19 protein-coding genes are annotated in these 15,885 nt (G+C 59.7%); 14 read left to right on the top strand and 5 right to left on the bottom strand.

Annotation, left to right across the window (positions count from 1 at the left end; translation table 11 throughout):
- Window positions 1-280: 280 nt before the first annotated feature.
- From yobA to ACJ8IM_RS13280, 4 genes are all read left to right on the top strand, one after another.
- Window positions 281-664, top strand: coding sequence for a CopC domain-containing protein YobA (gene yobA / locus ACJ8IM_RS13295; protein WP_004940886.1), 384 nt, complete (start codon window positions 281-283; stop codon window positions 662-664).
- Between the two features lie 2 nt (window positions 665-666).
- On the top strand, window positions 667-1,548 hold the full coding sequence (gene copD, locus ACJ8IM_RS13290) for a copper homeostasis membrane protein CopD (RefSeq protein ID WP_033653831.1): 882 nt from the start codon (window positions 667-669) through the stop codon (window positions 1,546-1,548).
- A gap of 69 nt (window positions 1,549-1,617) precedes the next feature.
- A complete protein-coding gene (locus ACJ8IM_RS13285) occupies window positions 1,618-1,959 on the top strand; it encodes a YebY family protein (protein ID WP_025302452.1) in 342 nt (113 codons plus the stop codon).
- A gap of 479 nt (window positions 1,960-2,438) precedes the next feature.
- Complete coding sequence (locus ACJ8IM_RS13280; protein WP_033653832.1) at window positions 2,439-2,843, top strand: hypothetical protein; 405 nt, start codon at window positions 2,439-2,441, stop codon at window positions 2,841-2,843.
- Here the strand turns inward: ACJ8IM_RS13280 and ACJ8IM_RS13275 are convergent.
- Window positions 2,840-3,058 (bottom strand): hypothetical protein, encoded by a 219-nt coding sequence (locus ACJ8IM_RS13275; RefSeq protein ID WP_033638114.1) that lies wholly within the window; start codon window positions 3,056-3,058, stop codon window positions 2,840-2,842. The genes ACJ8IM_RS13280 and ACJ8IM_RS13275 overlap by 4 nt on opposite strands.
- A gap of 63 nt (window positions 3,059-3,121) precedes the next feature.
- Window positions 3,122-3,295 carry a hypothetical protein gene (locus ACJ8IM_RS13270; protein WP_154231887.1) on the bottom strand — a complete coding sequence of 58 codons (174 nt, stop codon included), beginning with the start codon at window positions 3,293-3,295 and terminating at the stop codon, window positions 3,122-3,124.
- A gap of 292 nt (window positions 3,296-3,587) precedes the next feature.
- Between ACJ8IM_RS13270 and ACJ8IM_RS13265 the strand changes: the two genes are divergently transcribed.
- The 5 genes from ACJ8IM_RS13265 to ACJ8IM_RS13245 all read left to right on the top strand — a co-directional run bounded on the left by ACJ8IM_RS13265 (window position 3,588) and on the right by ACJ8IM_RS13245 (window position 6,623).
- Entirely contained in the window at window positions 3,588-3,938 is a 351-nt protein-coding gene (locus ACJ8IM_RS13265) for a DUF4377 domain-containing protein (RefSeq protein WP_033638116.1), read from the top strand.
- Between the two features lie 183 nt (window positions 3,939-4,121).
- Complete coding sequence (gene fabV / locus ACJ8IM_RS13260) at window positions 4,122-5,321, top strand: enoyl-ACP reductase FabV (protein WP_033638117.1); 1,200 nt, start codon at window positions 4,122-4,124, stop codon at window positions 5,319-5,321.
- Between the two features lie 227 nt (window positions 5,322-5,548).
- The gene (locus tag ACJ8IM_RS13255) at window positions 5,549-5,767 is read left to right on the top strand and encodes a hypothetical protein (protein WP_033646423.1); all 219 of its coding nucleotides are present in this window, start codon (window positions 5,549-5,551) and stop codon (window positions 5,765-5,767) included.
- Between the two features lie 171 nt (window positions 5,768-5,938).
- Window positions 5,939-6,244: a hypothetical protein gene (locus tag ACJ8IM_RS13250; protein WP_033646422.1), complete on the top strand. Its 306-nt coding sequence runs from the start codon at window positions 5,939-5,941 to the stop codon at window positions 6,242-6,244.
- Between the two features lie 43 nt (window positions 6,245-6,287).
- Window positions 6,288-6,623 (top strand): hypothetical protein, encoded by a 336-nt coding sequence (locus ACJ8IM_RS13245; protein ID WP_033653833.1) that lies wholly within the window; start codon window positions 6,288-6,290, stop codon window positions 6,621-6,623.
- Between the two features lie 36 nt (window positions 6,624-6,659).
- On the opposite strand, the gene dcuR is transcribed toward ACJ8IM_RS13245, so the two are convergent.
- From dcuR to ACJ8IM_RS13230, 3 genes are all read right to left on the bottom strand, one after another.
- On the bottom strand, window positions 6,660-7,379 hold the full coding sequence (gene dcuR, locus ACJ8IM_RS13240) for a two-component system response regulator DcuR (RefSeq protein WP_033638121.1): 720 nt from the start codon (window positions 7,377-7,379) through the stop codon (window positions 6,660-6,662).
- Window positions 7,372-8,985, bottom strand: coding sequence for a sensor histidine kinase (locus tag ACJ8IM_RS13235; protein ID WP_033653834.1), 1,614 nt, complete (start codon window positions 8,983-8,985; stop codon window positions 7,372-7,374). Before ACJ8IM_RS13235 ends, dcuR begins: the two co-directional genes overlap by 8 nt.
- 125 nt (window positions 8,986-9,110) lie before the next feature.
- Window positions 9,111-9,953 carry a class I fructose-bisphosphate aldolase gene (locus ACJ8IM_RS13230; RefSeq protein ID WP_033653835.1) on the bottom strand — a complete coding sequence of 281 codons (843 nt, stop codon included), beginning with the start codon at window positions 9,951-9,953 and terminating at the stop codon, window positions 9,111-9,113.
- A gap of 484 nt (window positions 9,954-10,437) precedes the next feature.
- Here ACJ8IM_RS13230 and ACJ8IM_RS13225 point away from each other — a divergent pair, with 484 nt between their 5' ends.
- The 5 genes from ACJ8IM_RS13225 to ACJ8IM_RS13205 all read left to right on the top strand — a co-directional run bounded on the left by ACJ8IM_RS13225 (window position 10,438) and on the right by ACJ8IM_RS13205 (window position 15,872).
- Window positions 10,438-11,367 carry a sugar ABC transporter substrate-binding protein gene (locus ACJ8IM_RS13225; RefSeq protein WP_033638124.1) on the top strand — a complete coding sequence of 310 codons (930 nt, stop codon included), beginning with the start codon at window positions 10,438-10,440 and terminating at the stop codon, window positions 11,365-11,367.
- Between the two features lie 75 nt (window positions 11,368-11,442).
- Window positions 11,443-12,927: a sugar ABC transporter ATP-binding protein gene (locus tag ACJ8IM_RS13220; RefSeq protein WP_033638125.1), complete on the top strand. Its 1,485-nt coding sequence runs from the start codon at window positions 11,443-11,445 to the stop codon at window positions 12,925-12,927.
- Between the two features lie 15 nt (window positions 12,928-12,942).
- Window positions 12,943-13,983: an ABC transporter permease gene (locus ACJ8IM_RS13215; protein WP_025160279.1), complete on the top strand. Its 1,041-nt coding sequence runs from the start codon at window positions 12,943-12,945 to the stop codon at window positions 13,981-13,983.
- Window positions 13,984-14,047: 64 nt separating this feature from the next.
- Complete coding sequence (locus tag ACJ8IM_RS13210) at window positions 14,048-14,968, top strand: sugar ABC transporter substrate-binding protein (protein WP_033653836.1); 921 nt, start codon at window positions 14,048-14,050, stop codon at window positions 14,966-14,968.
- 139 nt (window positions 14,969-15,107) lie between these two features.
- Entirely contained in the window at window positions 15,108-15,872 is a 765-nt protein-coding gene (locus ACJ8IM_RS13205) for an SDR family oxidoreductase (RefSeq protein ID WP_033653837.1), read from the top strand.
- Window positions 15,873-15,885 lie beyond the last annotated feature (13 nt).

The following is a 15,885-nucleotide window of genomic DNA, read 5'->3' as shown; positions in this document are numbered from 1 at the left end:
CGCGGTTTTTTTTACCCTGCGTTTATCGCGGTTATGCGGCGATACGTGCTGCCGGATCGCAAAATGCCAGTGATGCGCTCGACTTGCCGCAGCGCGGTCGTTATGATTTACCGCGATACGCTACAGGGATGGTAGAGTCAAAACAGCGGGTTAGCCGATACAACCCGTTTTTCTGTTTACCCGTGGCGCAATCATTTGCGGTGGGTTGGGGCCGCTGATACATCGCCTTGGCTGTGGCCTTAACCCTTATGACCCTCTTTTACTGTTAAGGGATACCACTGTGATCGGTAAAATTCGTTCCTCTTGTCGCCTGCTTTCCACCGTTTTCGTCCTGTTCGTCGGCCTGTCTTCGCAGCAAGCGCTGGCGCACGCCCACCTGAAAGTGGAAACGCCGAAGGCCGACGCCAGCGTCAGCCCGGCGCCGAAGGCGCTGACCCTCAGCTTCTCCGAAGGCATCGAACCGAACTTCAGCGGCGTGAAAATCACCGGCCCGGACAACGCCGTGGTGAAAACCGGCAAGCTGCAGCTCGATCCGAACAACAACACCCAGGTCAATGTGCCGATCGAAGGCGAGCTGAGCGCGGGCAAATACAACGTCAGCTGGCATGTGGTTTCGGTCGACGGGCATAAAACCAAAGGCCAGTACAGCTTCACCGTAAACTGATCGTGAGTCTGGCGACCCTGTTCGTTCTGTGTCGCTTGGTGCACTTTGCGGCGGTGATGCTGATGTTCGGCATCAGTCTGTTCACCGCCTTATTGTCACCGCAGCGCCTCTCCCCGATCCTCTCCCGCGATGTGCGCCCGCTGCTGCTTGCCGGCACCTGGATTGCCGGGCTTTCCGCCGTGGCGCTGCTGGCCATTCAGGCCGGGCAAATGGGCGACGGTTGGGAAGACGCCTGGCGGCTGGAGGTCTGGTGGGCGGTGCTCGGCACCACCTTCGGCGAAGTGTGGCGCTGGCATCTGGGGCTGTCGCTGCTGGCGATCCTGAGCCTGCTGCTGCCGGAACGGCCACGTGCGCAGGCGTTGGCGCTGTGTTCGGCGCTGCTGCTGGTCAGCCTGGCGTTCATCGGCCACGCGGCGATGCACGAAGGCGCGCTGGGCGCGCTGCACCGCGCCAACCATGCGGTACACCTGCTGGCCGCCGGCTACTGGTTCGGCAGCCTGGCGCCGCTGCTGGTTTGCCTGCGCTATCTGCAGCCGCCGCAGTGGCGCAGCGACGCCATCACCACGCTGATCCGTTTCTCGCGCTGGGGACACCTGGCGGTGGCGGCGGTGATCGTCACCGGTATCGTCAACAGCCTGATCATTCTCGGCGGTTGGCCGCTCAACCTCAGCTCGCCTTATCAGCGCCTGCTGCTGATTAAAACCGCGCTGGTGGCGCTGATGGTGATGGTGGCGCTGGCCAATCGCTACGCCATCGTGCCAGCAATGAGCCGCGTACCGGCGCTGGCGCAGCGCGGCGTGGTGCTGGCCTGCTGGCTCGAAGTCGGGCTGGGGGTGGCGGTGCTGCTGCTGGTCAGTTTATTTGCAACCTATGCGCCGGTTTGACATTTCGGCTTGCCGCAACCGGGCAAGCTGCGGGAAAATCGACGTGAATAGCAACCTTAAGGCCAACACATGAAATCGGTATTACTCGGCATTACGCTGCTGGCAACCGCGACCGGCGCGCTGGCGGCAGACAAACTGGTGAACATCACCAAACTGGAGTACGGCAAACAGTGGGCGTTCACCAAGGAAGAAGTGACGCTGCAGTGCCGCAGCGGCGGCGCGCTGTTCGTGCTGAATAACAGCACCCTGATGCAATACCCGCTCAACGACGCAGCGGAGCAGCAGGTGAAGAAGGGCCATCAGCGTGCGCAGCCGCTGGAGGTGCTCCTGCTGGACGACCCTGCCGAACCGGGGAAAAAAATGAGCCTGGCGCCGTTTATCGAACGCGCCGAGAAGCTGTGCGCTGACTAACCGCTTGTTTGCCAACGCCTTGCCCAGCGCGCGCGGATTGATGCGCATTTGCCGCATAGTTATTTCGTCACGAAACTATCACGCGGCCGCCGGGCGGCTGGCAAAACTGGCGCGGTAGGCTACTCTTAAAGTGCACGGCTGAACAAGCCCTGCATTAAATGCCAACTTTTAGCGCACGGCTCTCTCCCAAGAGCCATTTCCCTAGACCGAATATAGGAATCGTATTCGGTCTTTTTTTGTGTGATTGATTTATAAGGAAATTCCACTTAAAGCGCCAATAAAACTTTGGTTTCTCTTTCCAGTCGTAACACCTCAGCTCCGCATTCCCCACCCGCACATATCGCTAATTTAGCCGCACCAAAAGTCATTACGTCATTTATGGCGCTGATAAGCTCCGGTCATTGCTCCCATCACCGGTTAAATGAGAGTGGCATTATGGGGAATATCAAGGCATTAGGCGTTATAAAAGGAAACCTGTGTTGAACGAACGGTTGAGCCAGTTGAAGAGGGTGTTGCCCGCCTATCTTGAGGCGTGGCGTGAGGGCGCTTTACCCTCTGACTGGGGGCAGGTGGCTAATCCTGAAGTGGTTGCCGCCCTGTTGGCGGAGTGGGAGGCGCTGAGCGAATTGGCGTCGCTGTTCGAAACCGCGACTGAAACCCCAACCGATCCCGCCGCGTTTTGGCAGGCGCGCGCCGAGCTGATGGCGCAGCGCAATCGTGAGCTCAGTGCCCAACTGGCGACGCCAATCCGTTTGCCCGGCGCACGGGTAGCCTTCTTTGGCTATGTGAAAACGGCGGTGATGGACGCCAGGCAGGTGAAGGCGGCAATTCGCGATGCCGGTTTTACCATTGCGGGCGACAGCCAAAATGAGAACACGGCTTAACGCGGCTTCTTCTCAAATTTCTCGGCAAAAAAGAACCGCAGCAATTTATGGGTCCACAGCAGCATTGCGCCGACCACCACCAGCGAGACGACGAAATGCGACAGGTTTTTCGGCGCGGCGTAGCCGTGAGTAAAAGAAACCCCGGCGCCGCTGAGCAGCAGGGTGGCGATCCAAAAGCCGAGCAGCAGGCACAAGGTACGGAACAGTTTAAACATCGTTATCACCGAAATGCTGAAAGTACCGACCGAGCGGAGAGACTCAGCCGGAGCTCTGATTAGTTAAAACAGCTGAGCGTGAGCAGGTATTGCCGCCTTTATTGCTGTGCTGCTGCTGCTGCTGCTGTTGTTCTTGTTGCCACCGTTGTTGTTGACGCGTCCATTGCTGCCGCGGTTGTTGGCAAAGTTACCTGCGCCGGCGATCAGGTGAAAATATTTAGCCTCGATCTCTTGCATAAAACTCCCTCTTTATCGATTCGGTTAAATGGCGTATAGCTTGCGCAAGCCAGCTGTTTTTAACAGAAAAAACGGCGGGGATAATTACCGGTTCGGATAAGAACAGGGGATTTATTTGCAGGTATTTACCAGGCTGATAAGCGTGCCGGAGATTGATATTCCTGCGTGAGTCATTTCGCTTAACAAGACGTTCTTTACGATGAATGGCGCCGCCACCGGCGCGCAGCAAGGTTCAATTCACCCAGCCAATTTGTTAGGATCGCCCGACCTACATGACTATTGGTGCAGTACATTGAAAATTAAAGCGTTGTTATTTGTTGCGTTGGCCGCACTGGCCGGCTGCAGCCAGGAGGGAACCTCGATGAATCAGCCCGCAAACGAGAAAGGCGGCCAAACGGAAGTGTTGCTGGTGAACAGCGCGCTGGTGGACTGCGTGGGCGTCGCCCCGATGAAGTGCATGCAGGTGCGCCGCTCCGCGCAGCAGCCGTGGGAGTTGTTCTATACCGGCATCGAAGGTTTCACCTTCGAACCGGGCTATCAGTATCGGCTGAAAGTGCGCGTTACTCCGGTAGAGAACGTGCCGGCCGATGCCTCATCGCTGCGTTACACGCTGATTGAGCAGTTGGAAAAGAACAAGGCGTGACCCTCGACAGGCCGGGTAATCGCAATCCGGCCTGCCATGATTATCCCTTTACCATCATGACATGCCTCGGCGGTGGGCTTGCCGACTGGTCTGTTCACTGCGCTTGTTTTCGCACTTTCTTAAGTATATTGAGAAAATCAGGTATATTGTCCTTCGGTTTTTAGCTACCAAGAAAAAATTACTATGATTATCAAACCTAAAATTCGTGGTTTTATCTGCACCACCGCTCACCCGGCAGGCTGTGAAGCCAACGTCCGTGAGCAAATCGCCTACGTTAAGTCGCGCGGCGAACTGAAAAACGGGCCTAAAAAGGTGCTGGTCATTGGTGCATCCACCGGTTACGGTCTGGCCTCGCGCATCAATGCCGCTTTCGGCAGCGGTGCGGCCACCATCGGCGTATTTTTCGAGAAGCCTGGCAGCGAAGGCAAAACCGGTTCCGCCGGTTGGTACAACTCCGCCGGTTTCGACAAGGCAGCTAAAGAAGAAGGCCTGTACGCGAAAAGCATCAACGGCGACGCATTCTCCAACGAGTGCCGTCAGACCGTGATCGATCTGATCAAAAAAGACCTGGGTCAGGTTGACCTGGTGGTTTACTCGCTGGCTTCGCCGGTGCGTAAGATGCCGGAAACCGGCGAAGTGGTGCGTTCCGCACTGAAGCCGATCGGCGAGCCGTACAAATCCGTCGCGCTGGACACCAACAAAGACGTGCTGGTTGAAGCCGTGGTCGAGCCGGCCAACGAGCAAGAAATCGCCGACACCGTGAAGGTGATGGGCGGCCAGGACTGGCAACTGTGGATGGACGCGCTGGACGAAGCGGGCGTGCTGGCGGATAACGCGCAGTCTGTCGCTTACTCCTACATCGGCACCGATCTGACCTGGCCAATCTACTGGCATGGTACGCTGGGCAAGGCGAAAGAAGATCTGGATCGCGCGGCGCACGCCATCAACCAGAAGCTGCAGGCCAAAGGCGGCGCGGCTTACGTTGCGGTGCTCAAGTCGGTGGTGACTCAGGCTTCCTCTGCCATTCCGGTGATGCCGCTGTATATCTCCATCGTGTTCAAAATCATGAAGGAGCAGGGCATTCACGAAGGCTGCATCGAGCAGATCCAGCGTCTGTTCGCCACCAAGCTGTACAGCGGCGCGGCGCCGGACACCGACGAGAAACACCGCCTGCGTCTGGATGACTGGGAACTGCGCGACGAAGTGCAGGAAACCTGCCGTGCCATCTGGCAGCAGTTGAACGACAACAACATCAACGAACTGACCGATTATCAGGGCTACAAGGCGGAGTTCCTGCGCCTGTTCGGCTTTGGCCTGCAGGGCGTTGACTACGACGCCGATCTGAGCGGCGAAGCCAATTTCGACGTGATCGAGCTGGTCTAAGCGCGTCGAGCGGTCAAACAAGGTCGGGTTAGCCCGGCCTTTTTTATTGCCTGCGAATTATCGGGTGGCTAAGCGAAAATGTTTATTTTGGGTTAACAGACGAACCGGGTGATTAACATCGGCAGTCGGATGGTGAAATAACGGCGGTTATTAAACTAAAGAAAGTCATTTTTTTATTTACCCTTGCCGCCGGCTGCGGGTATTTTATTTCCTTTAAGGAGGAAATTATGACATGGCGTTATTGTGCCACGGTATCGTTGTTTTTGTTGAGCGGCTGTAGCGCGATTCAGCCGACGTCGACGTCCCCAGACTGGTCTCAGCCGCAGCCTGCCACGCGGGAACAGCGGCAACGCATCATGGCGGGTGAGTCCGCCTCCTCGGTATTACATGAAGGAAACGTCGGCATTGGCGGCACCTTTGATGGGGCGAAAATATTCGATCGTTAAGCCGCTAAATATATTCAGCCAAATTAATGCGCGCATTCTGCCGATATTGTCGGAGGGTTTACCTTTCCTGCGTTATTCTGCCGTGGCCCAACCATTCATTGCGTTAACAGACAATTCGTTTTCCTTATAGGGAACCGCCGGTTTATTTCGGCGTAATCAAAGGAGTTGCCCATGGCGAAGGAGATGGCCGCGATCTTTCTCTTGCTGTTGCTGCCGTTAAGCCAAAGTGCCGGCGCGGCGCGTTACGACAGGCCGTGCGAAGGCGTGTCGCCGGTGCTGTTTCAAAAGCGCCTGAAAGCATTGGCGCAGGATTTGCGGCAGGAAATGAGTGAGGAAGCGACGCCGACAGAGCGCGATGCGGAGGAGCTGGCGCGCTTGGCGGAGTGCGGTATCGAGCCCGGCAAAGCGCCCGTCACCGGTGGGCAGCGAGCGCCGCATTCCGAGGAAAAACCGCCGGCATCGCCAAACGGGTGTTGAGCCGGCGTGCGCGCAGAGTCAAGCGATGTAAAAGGAGTCATTGATGAAAAGGATTGTGTTGGCCGGCGTGGCCTTGTGTAGCTGCTGCTTCGCGCAGGCGCGGGTGGATTTGGAATACCATGCGGCGCCGCCGAAGGACAGTAAGGTCACCGAGGAGTACCAGAAAAAGCGCGACGCATTGCGCCACAAGGTGTGGAATGTCGATAACCTGACGCTGGCCAACGAGCAGGCGATTGCGCGCGAACAGCAGCGCGAGGCGGCAGAGACCGCCGAGCGGCAGCAGCGGAACCTGGAGCAGCAACAGAAAAAGCAGCGCTGCCTGCGGAGACGCTCGAAAGATCCTCACCGCGAGGCGAAGTGTTACACGCACAGCTTCTAACATTAATCGTCCGGGCGCCATCAGCGCCGGCGTCGTTTAGGCCGGGCGGCAATGCTCCTTCAGCATGGCGATCGCGTCCGGTTTCAGCTGATACAGATAGACCGGGCGGCCGGTGGCGCCGTACAGAATACGGGTGCCGAGAATGCCGCTCTCCGCCAGATAGATGAGGTACTTGCGGCAGGAGACCCGCGAAATGCCGATGGCGTTGGCCAGATTGTCGGTGGAAAACTCGTTATCGTGCTGCTGTTCGATCCACTCGCAGACCGTGCTCAGGGTGATGCTGGTCAGCCCCTTCGGCAGCTTTTTGCTCTCCTGGCCGCCGGGCTGGCGGCGCAGCAGGCTGTCGACGTCGGCCTGCGAAAACTCGCGCTGCGCCAACAGCTGCGACTGCTGCCGGTAGTGGCTCAGCGCCTCCTTGAAGCGGCTGAACTGGAACGGTTTGATCAGATAATCCACCACCCCGTAGTGCAGCGCTTTTTGCACCGTGTTCACGTCGCTGGCGGAGGAGATGATGATCACGTCGGTCTTCTCGCCGAGCTCGCGCAGGCCGGGCAGCAGATCCAGCCCGTTCTCCTGCTGCATGTAGATATCCAACAGCACCAAATCGATGCTGACGCCGGCATCGGCCAGTAGCGCGCGCGCCTGGCTCAGAGTGGCGACCGTCGCCTGGCAGTGAAAACCGCCGACCTGGCTCAGGTAGTATTTGTTCAGCTCCGCCACCATCGGGTCGTCGTCGACAATCAGTACGTTAATCATGAGTTCTGCTCTTGGCCTGATAGGGAAGGTGCACGAAAAATTGGGTCAGCTCGCCCGGTTCGGACTCGAAATCGATGCTGCCGCCCAGTTTCTCCAGATGGCTGCGGATCAGCGCCAGGCCGATGCCACGTCCGGTTCCCTTGGTGGAAAATCCGTGTTCGAAGATGCGCGCGCCGATCGCCGGATCGATGCCGGGGCCATCGTCGCTGACGATACAGTGTAATTGATCGTCGTGATGATGGAAGCTCAGGCCGATCTCGTGGCCCTCAACGCCGTCGATGGCGTCGATGGCGTTTTCGATCAGGTTGCCGAGCACGCTGATCAGCACATGCGTGGTTTCCGCATCGTCGGTTTCCGGCAGCAGGCTGGTTTCCTCGATGGTCAGTTCAACACCGGCTTCGTGGGCGCGGCTGATCTTGCCGATGAAGAAGCCCGCCACTTCCGGCGAGTGGATCTTGCGCAGCAGCGCGCCGATCTCTTCCTGATAGTTGCTGGCGGTATTGATGATGTAGTTTTCCAACTGCTGATAGGCCTTCATGTGCAGCATGCCGAGTATCACATGCAGCTTGTTCATAAATTCGTGCGACTGCACCCGCAGCGCATCGGCGTAGTGCGCCATGCCGCTCAGCCGCTGCAGCAGGCGGCTGACCTCGGTCTTGTCGCGGAAGGTGGCGATGGCGCCGGTCACCTGGCCGTTGACGATCACCGGCACGGTATTGGTCAGCAGTTCGCTGCCGTTGAAGCCGATCTGCCGATCGCGCAGCGGTTGGCCGCTGGCCAGCACCTCCGCCAGATGCAGCTGCGCCGGCCAGTGCTTGCTGGCGGCTTCCAGCAGCAGGTTTTCCACCGGGCCGCTCTGGCGCAGCAGGCGCTTGGCTTCGTCGTTGACGATGGTGATGCGGGATTCATTATCGACCGCGATCACGCCTTCTTTAATCGACTGCAGCATGGCGTTGCGCTGTTCGAACAGGTTGGAGATTTCGTAAGGCTCGAAACCCAGCATGATGCGCTTGAGCGCGGAGACCAGGAAGAAGGTGCCCAGGCTGCCGACCAGGGCGGCGAAGGCGATGGTCCAATAGATGATCCAGCGGCTCTCCGCCACCACCCGCTGCACGGTGTCCAGCGCGATGCCGAGCGCCACCACGCCGATTTGCTGTTTCTGCGCGTCATACACCGGCACGAACACCCGCAGCGCCGGGGCCAGCGTGCCGCGGTTGATGGCGCTGTTGACGTGGCCTTGCAGCGCGGGCGCCAGATCGTCGCCGATAAAATGCTTGCCGATCAGCCAGGGTTTGGGGTGCGAATAGCGGATACCCTGCATATCTACCACCACCACGAACAGCAGCTCGTTTTGATGGCGTACCTGCTCGGCGAAGCGTTGAATGGCGCCGCTTTGGTCGCGCCGCTGCAGGCCGTCGACCACGGTGCTGGAGAGCGCCAGCGTATTGGCGACGGCGATGGCTTTTTGCTGCAGCTGATCTTGCCCCTCGCGGCTCATCTGCACGAAAAACAGCGCGAACACCACCAGCAGCACCGAAGCGATGATGGCGGACACCATCAGCGTGATGGAGGTGCTCAGCTTGAGCGGCACCCGTTGTTTTGGCATGGCGGTTCTCCGAATGGCGATATCACGGCGTATTCTAGCGAGGAATGAGGCAAGCTGCAGTTACCGGCAGCAGGTTATAGCATGCTGCCGGGGAGCGGGGGGCTTATTTTAGTTACAAAAGCGTGTCACTGCTGGTGGTAGATCTCCAGCGCCTGTTGGCCGCTGGCGCCCTGATGGATGATTGCCATCAACGCGCGCACCACCTGCGACGGATTGCTGTGTTGATAGACGTTGCGGCCGTAAACCATGCCGGAGGCGCCCTGGGCCATCAGCGCGGCGGATTTCTCCAGCACCGGCCCCAGCTCCCCCTTGCCGCCGCCGCGCACCAGCGTCGGGCAGCGCGCCGCTTCCACCACGCGGTGGAAATCGTCCACCCGATCGGTCGGGTCGGCCTTGATGATGTCGGCACCCAGCTCGCGCGCCAGCCGCACCAGCGGCACGATCTTCTCCACGTCGCCGAGCGAGCCGTAGGCGGCGCCCTGGCCGGCCGGCGCCATCACCAGCGGTTCGATCATCAGCGGCATGGCGTAGCGATCGCAGGCGTGGCGCAGGCGGCCGATGTTCTCCACGCACTGGCGGAAAATGCCGGGCTCATCCGGGATCATATACAGATTGACCACCACCGCGGCGGCGTCCATTTGCAGCGCCGCCAGGATTGGCGCCTCCGGGTTGTGCAGCACTGCCCACATCTCGCGGTGGCGGGCGGCGTTATAGGCGTTGCCGACGTCGGTGCGCATCACCAGCGCCGGTTTTTCGCGCTGCGGCGCGCGCTGCAGCAGATCCGCCTGGCCGTAGTTGACCTGAATGGCGTCGGGGCGCGCGGCGATCAGGTTGCCCATCACCCGTTCGATATCTTCCAGGCCTATCAAGAAATCCGGTTCGTTGGCGATGCCGTGATCGATCGCCACGTCCAGGCACTTGCCGTTGTTGAACAGGCGGTTCATCCGCACCTTGCTGCTGAGCTGCATGTCAGGTCCTCCTGAGATAGGGATATGTCCATTATTGCCGAGTAAGGATGGTCGGGAAACGCGGAAACCGCAAACTGCGCGGCCGCTCGCAGTTTTTGCCGGCGCACGAAAGGAGCACGCTCGCCGGCGGCTTGCACTTCATTTGTTAGATCCGTGTCATGTTTTTGTTAATAAGCCATTCCAAAATGCATGTTTCGCTTGTTTGGGTTAAAAAGTTTCAATAATCTCAATTATGAAATAAACATTTAATAAAGCGGTAAAGACGCCGTTTGTTGTGCCAGGGGTTTATTTCAATTGGTTGTTTTTAATCTGTTTTGAGACATCGATCACCATTTTTACAACGGCCTTGATACGGCGATAACGCGGTAAATTCGCCGTATCAAAGGGATAACACCGACCGTATTGTTGTTTGAATGTAAAAAATATTTTTCATTAGCTGTCAACCAACAGACCTCTTCATTCTAACGATTAAAGGGTAACGAACATGAAGCTGAAGAAACTGATCGCCGCCTCGGTACTGATGTGCATGCTGCCGGCCAGCGTGCTGGCGAAAGACATCAAGATCGGCGTTTCCATGGCTTACTTCGATGACAACTTCCTCACCATTCTGCGCCAGTCGATGCAAAACAAAATGAAGGCCGACGGCAACGTCAGCGGCCAGTTCGAAGACGCCAAGGGCGACATCGCGCAGCAAATTCAACAAATCGAAAACTTCGTCAGCCAGGGCGTCGACGCCATCATCCTCAACCCGGTGGATACCCAGGGCGTCAAGCCGATGATCAAGCTGGCCGAGAAGGCCAAGATCCCGCTGGTGTTCGTCAACCGCAAGCCGGAAGTGGCGCTGCCGGCCGGCATGGCCTACGTCGGCTCCGACTCCAAGCTGGCCGGCAAGCTGCAGATGGAGGAACTGGCCAAGCTGATGAACGGCAAGGGCAACGTGATGATCCTGATGGGCGAGCTGTCGAGCGAAGCCACGCGCGACCGCACCCGCGGCGTGGAAGAGGTGGCGGCCAACTACCCCGGCATCAAGATTATCGATAAGCAAACCGCCAAATTCTTCCGCAAAGAGGCGGTAGACGTCACCACCGACTGGATTTTGTCCGGCCAGCAGATCGACGCCATCGCCTCCAACAACGACGAAATGGCCATCGGCGCTATTTTGGCGCTGAAGCAAGCCAAGAAATCCGGCGTGCTGGTGGCCGGCGTTGACGGCACGCCGGACGCGCTGGAGTTCATCAAGAAGGGCGATCTGGCGCTGAGCGTGTTCCAGGACGCCAAAGGCCAGGGCGAAGGCGCGGTGCAGACCGCCGTTCAACTGGTGAAAGGCGAGAAAGTGGAGAGCAACGTGCTGATCCCTTACCAACTGATCACCCAGGCCAATTACCAGCAATTCGCCGATAAAAACAAGAAATAAGCCTTGAAGCCCGCCGCGGGCGCCGATGTGGGGCGAGCGCGGCGGAAAACGTGGGTCAGTGCGGAGGTAAGCGGTATGTACCCTTATGTTCTTGAGGCCGAAGGCATCAGCAAGCAGTTCCCCGGCGTCAAAGCGCTGGATAAGGTCTCGATTAAAATCAAACCCGGCAGCGTGCACGCGCTGATGGGGGAAAACGGCGCGGGCAAATCGACGCTGATGAAATGCCTGATCGGCATCTACCACCCGGACGAAGGCTCGATCAAAATCAAAGGCCGGCCGGTCACCTTCAGCGACACGCTGCAGGCGCTGCATTCGGGCATTTCCATGATCCACCAGGAGCTGAACCTGGTGCCTTACATGACGGTGGCGGAAAACATCTGGCTGGGGCGCGAGCCGGCGCGGCTGGGGTTCGTCAACCACGAACAGCTGAACGAACAAACCCGCGAGCTGCTGGCGCGGCTGAACATCAAACTGCAGCCGGACACGCTGGTGGGCGAGCTGAGCATCGCCAATCAGCAGATGGTGGAGATCGCCAAGGCGGTGTCCTATAACGCCGACGTGCTGATCATGGACGAACCGACCTCGGCGCTGACCGAAGGCGAAGTGGTGCACCTGTTTGCCATCATCCGCGAGCTGCGCGAGCAGGGCAAAGGCATCATCTATATCAGCCACAAGATGGACGAAATCTTCGCCATCACCGACGAAGTGAGCATCTTCCGCGACGGCACCTTCATCGCCTGCGACAAAACCGAAAACCTGACCAAACAGTCGCTGATCACCATGATGGTGGGGCGCGAACTGACGCAGATGTTCCCAAAATTCAACAACAATATCGGCGAGGAAGTGCTGCGGGTGGCGGGGCTGCGCCGCAGCGGCTGGTTCCATGACGTGTCGTTCAGCGTCAAGCGCGGCGAGATCCTCGGCGTCGCCGGGCTGGTGGGCGCCGGGCGCAGCGAAGTGATGGAAAGCCTGTTCGGCATGCACCCGGCGGACGGCGGCGAGATCTTTATCGAAGGCCAGGCGGTGAAGGTGGATTCCCCGGCGAAGGCGATCGAGAGCGGGCTGGCGTTCCTCACTGAAGACCGCAAGAAATCCGGCCTGTTTCTGGTGCTGTCGGTGGTCGAGAACATGAGCATCGTCAACCTGTCGGAATACATCGGCAAGAACGGTTTCGTCAGCCACGTGCAGATGGCCAAAGACTGCATGGATCAGATTAAAAAGCTCAACATCAAAACGCCGACCATGGATCAGATCATCAATAACCTCAGCGGCGGCAACCAGCAGAAGGTGCTGATCGCGCGCTGGCTGCTGGCGCAGCCGAAAATCCTGATCCTCGACGAACCGACGCGCGGCATCGACGTGGGGGCGAAAGCGGAAATCTACCGCCTGATCAGCGAGCTGGCCAACCGCGGCGTCGCCATCATTCTGGTCTCCTCCGAGTTGCCGGAGATCCTCGGCATGAGCGACCGGGTAATGGTGATGCACGGCGGCCGCATCACCGGCATTTTGGACAAAGACGACGCGGACCAGGAGAAGATCCTGGCGCTGGCCTCAGAATAACGAAGGGTGAACATCATGAGTAACGTAAAGATTGAGAAGCCGCTCTCCGCCGATTCAACGGGCAAGGGAACGCTGTTCTCCGGGCTGAGCGGCAAAATGCCGAAGGATACCGGCATCTTCATCGTGATGATCGGCATCGCGCTGATCTTCGAAATCCTCGGCTGGTACATGCGCGATCAGTCGTTCCTGCTGAACCCGAACCGCCTGCTGCTGATCGTGCTGCAGGTGGCGATCATCGGCATCATCGCGGTGGGCGTCACCCAGGTGATCATCACCACCGGCATCGATCTCTCCTCCGGCTCGCTGATTGCGCTGACCGCGGTGGTGGCGGCCAGCCTGGCGCAGACCTCGGACAGCATCTCGCCGATGTATCCGGGGCTGCTCGATCTGCCGGCGGCGATCCCGATCGGCGCGGGGATCGGGGTGGGCATCGTCTGCGGCTTTATCAACGGCTTCCTGATCACCCGCACCGGCATTCCGCCGTTCATCGCCACCCTGGGGATGATGGTGTCGGCGCGCGGCCTGGCGCAGTACTACACCAAGGGTAACCCGGTCAGCTTCCTGTCGGACGGCTTCACGTCAATCGGCCAGGGCGCAATGCCGGTGATCATCTTCCTGGTGATTGCGGTGATCTTCCATATCGCACTCAAGCACACCCGCTACGGCAAATACATCTACGCCATCGGCGGCAACATGACCTCGGCGCGGGTTTCCGGCATCAACGTCAATAAGTACCTGGTGACGGTTTACACCATCGCCGGCGGCCTGGCGGGGTTGGCGGGCGTGGTGCTGGCGGCGCGCGTCAGCAGCGGCCAGTCGAGCATGGGGATGTCGTACGAGCTGGACGCCATCGCCGCGGCAGTGATCGGCGGCAGCAGCCTGATGGGCGGCGTCGGGCGCATCACTGGCACGCTGATCGGCGCGGTGATCCTGGGCCTTATCAAAAGCGGCTTCACCTTTATCGGCGTCGACTCTTACATTCAGGACATCATCAAGGGCGTGATTATCGTCGCCGCCGTGTCGATCGACATGCGGCGCAACCGTAAAAAACACTGATTGCCGTGAATTGCCGCCGGCGTCAGGGTTGGCCGGCGGCGTTTTTTTACCTGGGGGGCACATCATGAACTACCTGAAAGGGCTGTGGCTGGCGGTGGCGCTGTGCGCGTCTACCCCGGCATGGGCGCAAACCATCGGCGTGTCGATGGCCTATTTCGACCAGAATTTCCTCACCATCATCCGCCAGGCGATCGACAAGGAGGCCAAGGCGCGCGGCATCACCGTGCAGTTCGAGGACGCGCGCGGCGACGTCGGCCGCCAGACCGATCAGGTGCAGAGCTTTATCAGCGCCGGGGTGGACGCGATTATCGTCGATCCGGTCAACTCGGCCAGCACGCCGGTGATGACCAAAATGGTGCAGGCCGCCGGCGTGCCGCTGGTGTACGTGAACCGCACGCCGGGCGATGCCAAACTGCCGCAGGGCGTGGTGTTCGTCGGCTCCGACGAGCGGGAATCCGGCACGCTGCAGATGGAAGAGCTGGCGCGGCTGGCCGGCTATCAGGGCAACGTGGCGGTGATGATCGGCAACCTGACCGACGCCGGCGCGCTGCAGCGCACCAAAGACGTGGAGCAGGTGGTGAGCAAGTACCCGAAAATGAAGGTGGTGCAGAAGCAGAGCGCCAACTATTCACGCAGTGAAGGCATGGATCTGATGATGAACTGGCTGACCAACGGCGAAGCGATCGACATCGTCGCCGCCAACAACGACGAGATGGCGATCGGCGCAATCATGGCGCTGCAGCAGGCGGGCAAGGCGGACAGGAAAGTGCTGATCGGCGGCATCGACGCCACGCCGGACGGCCTCAAGGCGCTGGCCTCCGGCAAGATGCAGGTCACGGTGTTCCAGGACGCGGTCGGCCAGGGCAAAGCCTCGGTCGATGTGGCGCAGCGCATGATCAACGGGGAAAAGCTCGAACCGTATTACTGGATCCCGTTCGAGCTGGTGACGCCGGCCACGATGCAGAAGTATGCGGCCAGGCCGTGAGTTAACCGTCAGATTCGCGTTGCCGGGGCGCTGCTTGCAGCGCCTTTTTTATTGGCGTCAGTTACATGTCCGCTTGCGGCCAGCGCGGCGCCGGATCTTGCTTCACACTGAGGATCTTTAGACCGTGTGAGGATGAGCGATGAACGCATTAAACGGCAAGGTGGCGGTGATCGGCGGCGCCAGTTCGGGGATCGGCAAAGCGGCGGCGCTGCTGTTCGCCCGCCAGGGCGCAGCGCTGGTGTTGGGCGCGCGGCGCGAGCCGCTGTTGGCGGAGCTGGTGGAGGACATTCGGCGCGAGGGTGGCCGGGCGCTTGCGGTGGTGGGCGACGTGCGCGACGAAGCCTTCGCCGAACGGCTGACGGCGACGGCGGTCGACGAATTCGGCGGGCTGGATATCGCCTTCAACAACGCCGGCACCTTGGGGCCGCTGGGGCCGTCGCTGGCGTTGAGTGCCTCAGAGTGGCGCGAGGTGCTGGAAACCAACCTGTCCAGCGCCTACTACGGCGCCAAATATCAAATCCCCGCCATGCTGGAGCGCGGCGCGGGCTCGGTGATTTTCACCTCCACCTTCGTCGGCCACACCGCGGCGTTTCCCGGTACGGCGGCCTATGCGGCCGGCAAGTCGGGGCTGATCGGCCTGACGCAGGCGCTGGCGGTGGAGTTCGGCGGGCGCGGCATTCGGGTGAACGCGCTGCTGCCGGGCGGCACCGATACGGCGATGGGCCGGCAGATGAGCAATACCCCGGAGGCATTGGCACAGGTGGCCGAACTGCACGCGCTGAAGCGGCTGGCGGTGCCGGAGGAGATCGCGCAGGCGGCGCTGTATCTGGCGTCTGACGCTTCTTCATTCGTCACCGGCACCGCGATGCTGGTGGATGGCGGGGTGTCCATCCAGCGCGGCTGAGGCCACGGGCGCC

The organism is Serratia sp. CY33525, assembly GCF_052169115.1.
Classification (GTDB): domain Bacteria; phylum Pseudomonadota; class Gammaproteobacteria; order Enterobacterales; family Enterobacteriaceae; genus Serratia; species Serratia sarumanii.
The sequence above is the reverse complement of the archived record's forward strand: the minus strand, read 5'-3'. Positions and strand labels throughout refer to the sequence as shown.

What these genes read in the sequence shown, in the direction of transcription:
- ACJ8IM_RS13285 (WP_025302452.1), top strand. Translation starts at nt 1,618, where the DNA reads ATGAAATCGGTATTACTCGGCATTACGCTGCTGGCAACCGCGACCGGC.
- ACJ8IM_RS13275 (WP_033638114.1), bottom strand. Translation starts at nt 3,058, where the DNA reads ATGTTTAAACTGTTCCGTACCTTGTGCCTGCTGCTCGGCTTTTGGATC.
- ACJ8IM_RS13270 (WP_154231887.1), bottom strand. Translation starts at nt 3,295, where the DNA reads ATGCAAGAGATCGAGGCTAAATATTTTCACCTGATCGCCGGCGCAGGT.
- fabV (WP_033638117.1), top strand. Translation starts at nt 4,122, where the DNA reads ATGATTATCAAACCTAAAATTCGTGGTTTTATCTGCACCACCGCTCAC.
- ACJ8IM_RS13255 (WP_033646423.1), top strand. Translation starts at nt 5,549, where the DNA reads ATGACATGGCGTTATTGTGCCACGGTATCGTTGTTTTTGTTGAGCGGC.
- ACJ8IM_RS13250 (WP_033646422.1), top strand. Translation starts at nt 5,939, where the DNA reads ATGGCGAAGGAGATGGCCGCGATCTTTCTCTTGCTGTTGCTGCCGTTA.
- ACJ8IM_RS13245 (WP_033653833.1), top strand. Translation starts at nt 6,288, where the DNA reads ATGAAAAGGATTGTGTTGGCCGGCGTGGCCTTGTGTAGCTGCTGCTTC.
- dcuR (WP_033638121.1), bottom strand. Translation starts at nt 7,379, where the DNA reads ATGATTAACGTACTGATTGTCGACGACGACCCGATGGTGGCGGAGCTG.
- ACJ8IM_RS13235 (WP_033653834.1), bottom strand. Translation starts at nt 8,985, where the DNA reads ATGCCAAAACAACGGGTGCCGCTCAAGCTGAGCACCTCCATCACGCTG.
- ACJ8IM_RS13230 (WP_033653835.1), bottom strand. Translation starts at nt 9,953, where the DNA reads ATGCAGCTCAGCAGCAAGGTGCGGATGAACCGCCTGTTCAACAACGGC.
- ACJ8IM_RS13225 (WP_033638124.1), top strand. Translation starts at nt 10,438, where the DNA reads ATGAAGCTGAAGAAACTGATCGCCGCCTCGGTACTGATGTGCATGCTG.
- ACJ8IM_RS13220 (WP_033638125.1), top strand. Translation starts at nt 11,443, where the DNA reads ATGTACCCTTATGTTCTTGAGGCCGAAGGCATCAGCAAGCAGTTCCCC.
- ACJ8IM_RS13215 (WP_025160279.1), top strand. Translation starts at nt 12,943, where the DNA reads ATGAGTAACGTAAAGATTGAGAAGCCGCTCTCCGCCGATTCAACGGGC.
- ACJ8IM_RS13210 (WP_033653836.1), top strand. Translation starts at nt 14,048, where the DNA reads ATGAACTACCTGAAAGGGCTGTGGCTGGCGGTGGCGCTGTGCGCGTCT.
- ACJ8IM_RS13205 (WP_033653837.1), top strand. Translation starts at nt 15,108, where the DNA reads ATGAACGCATTAAACGGCAAGGTGGCGGTGATCGGCGGCGCCAGTTCG.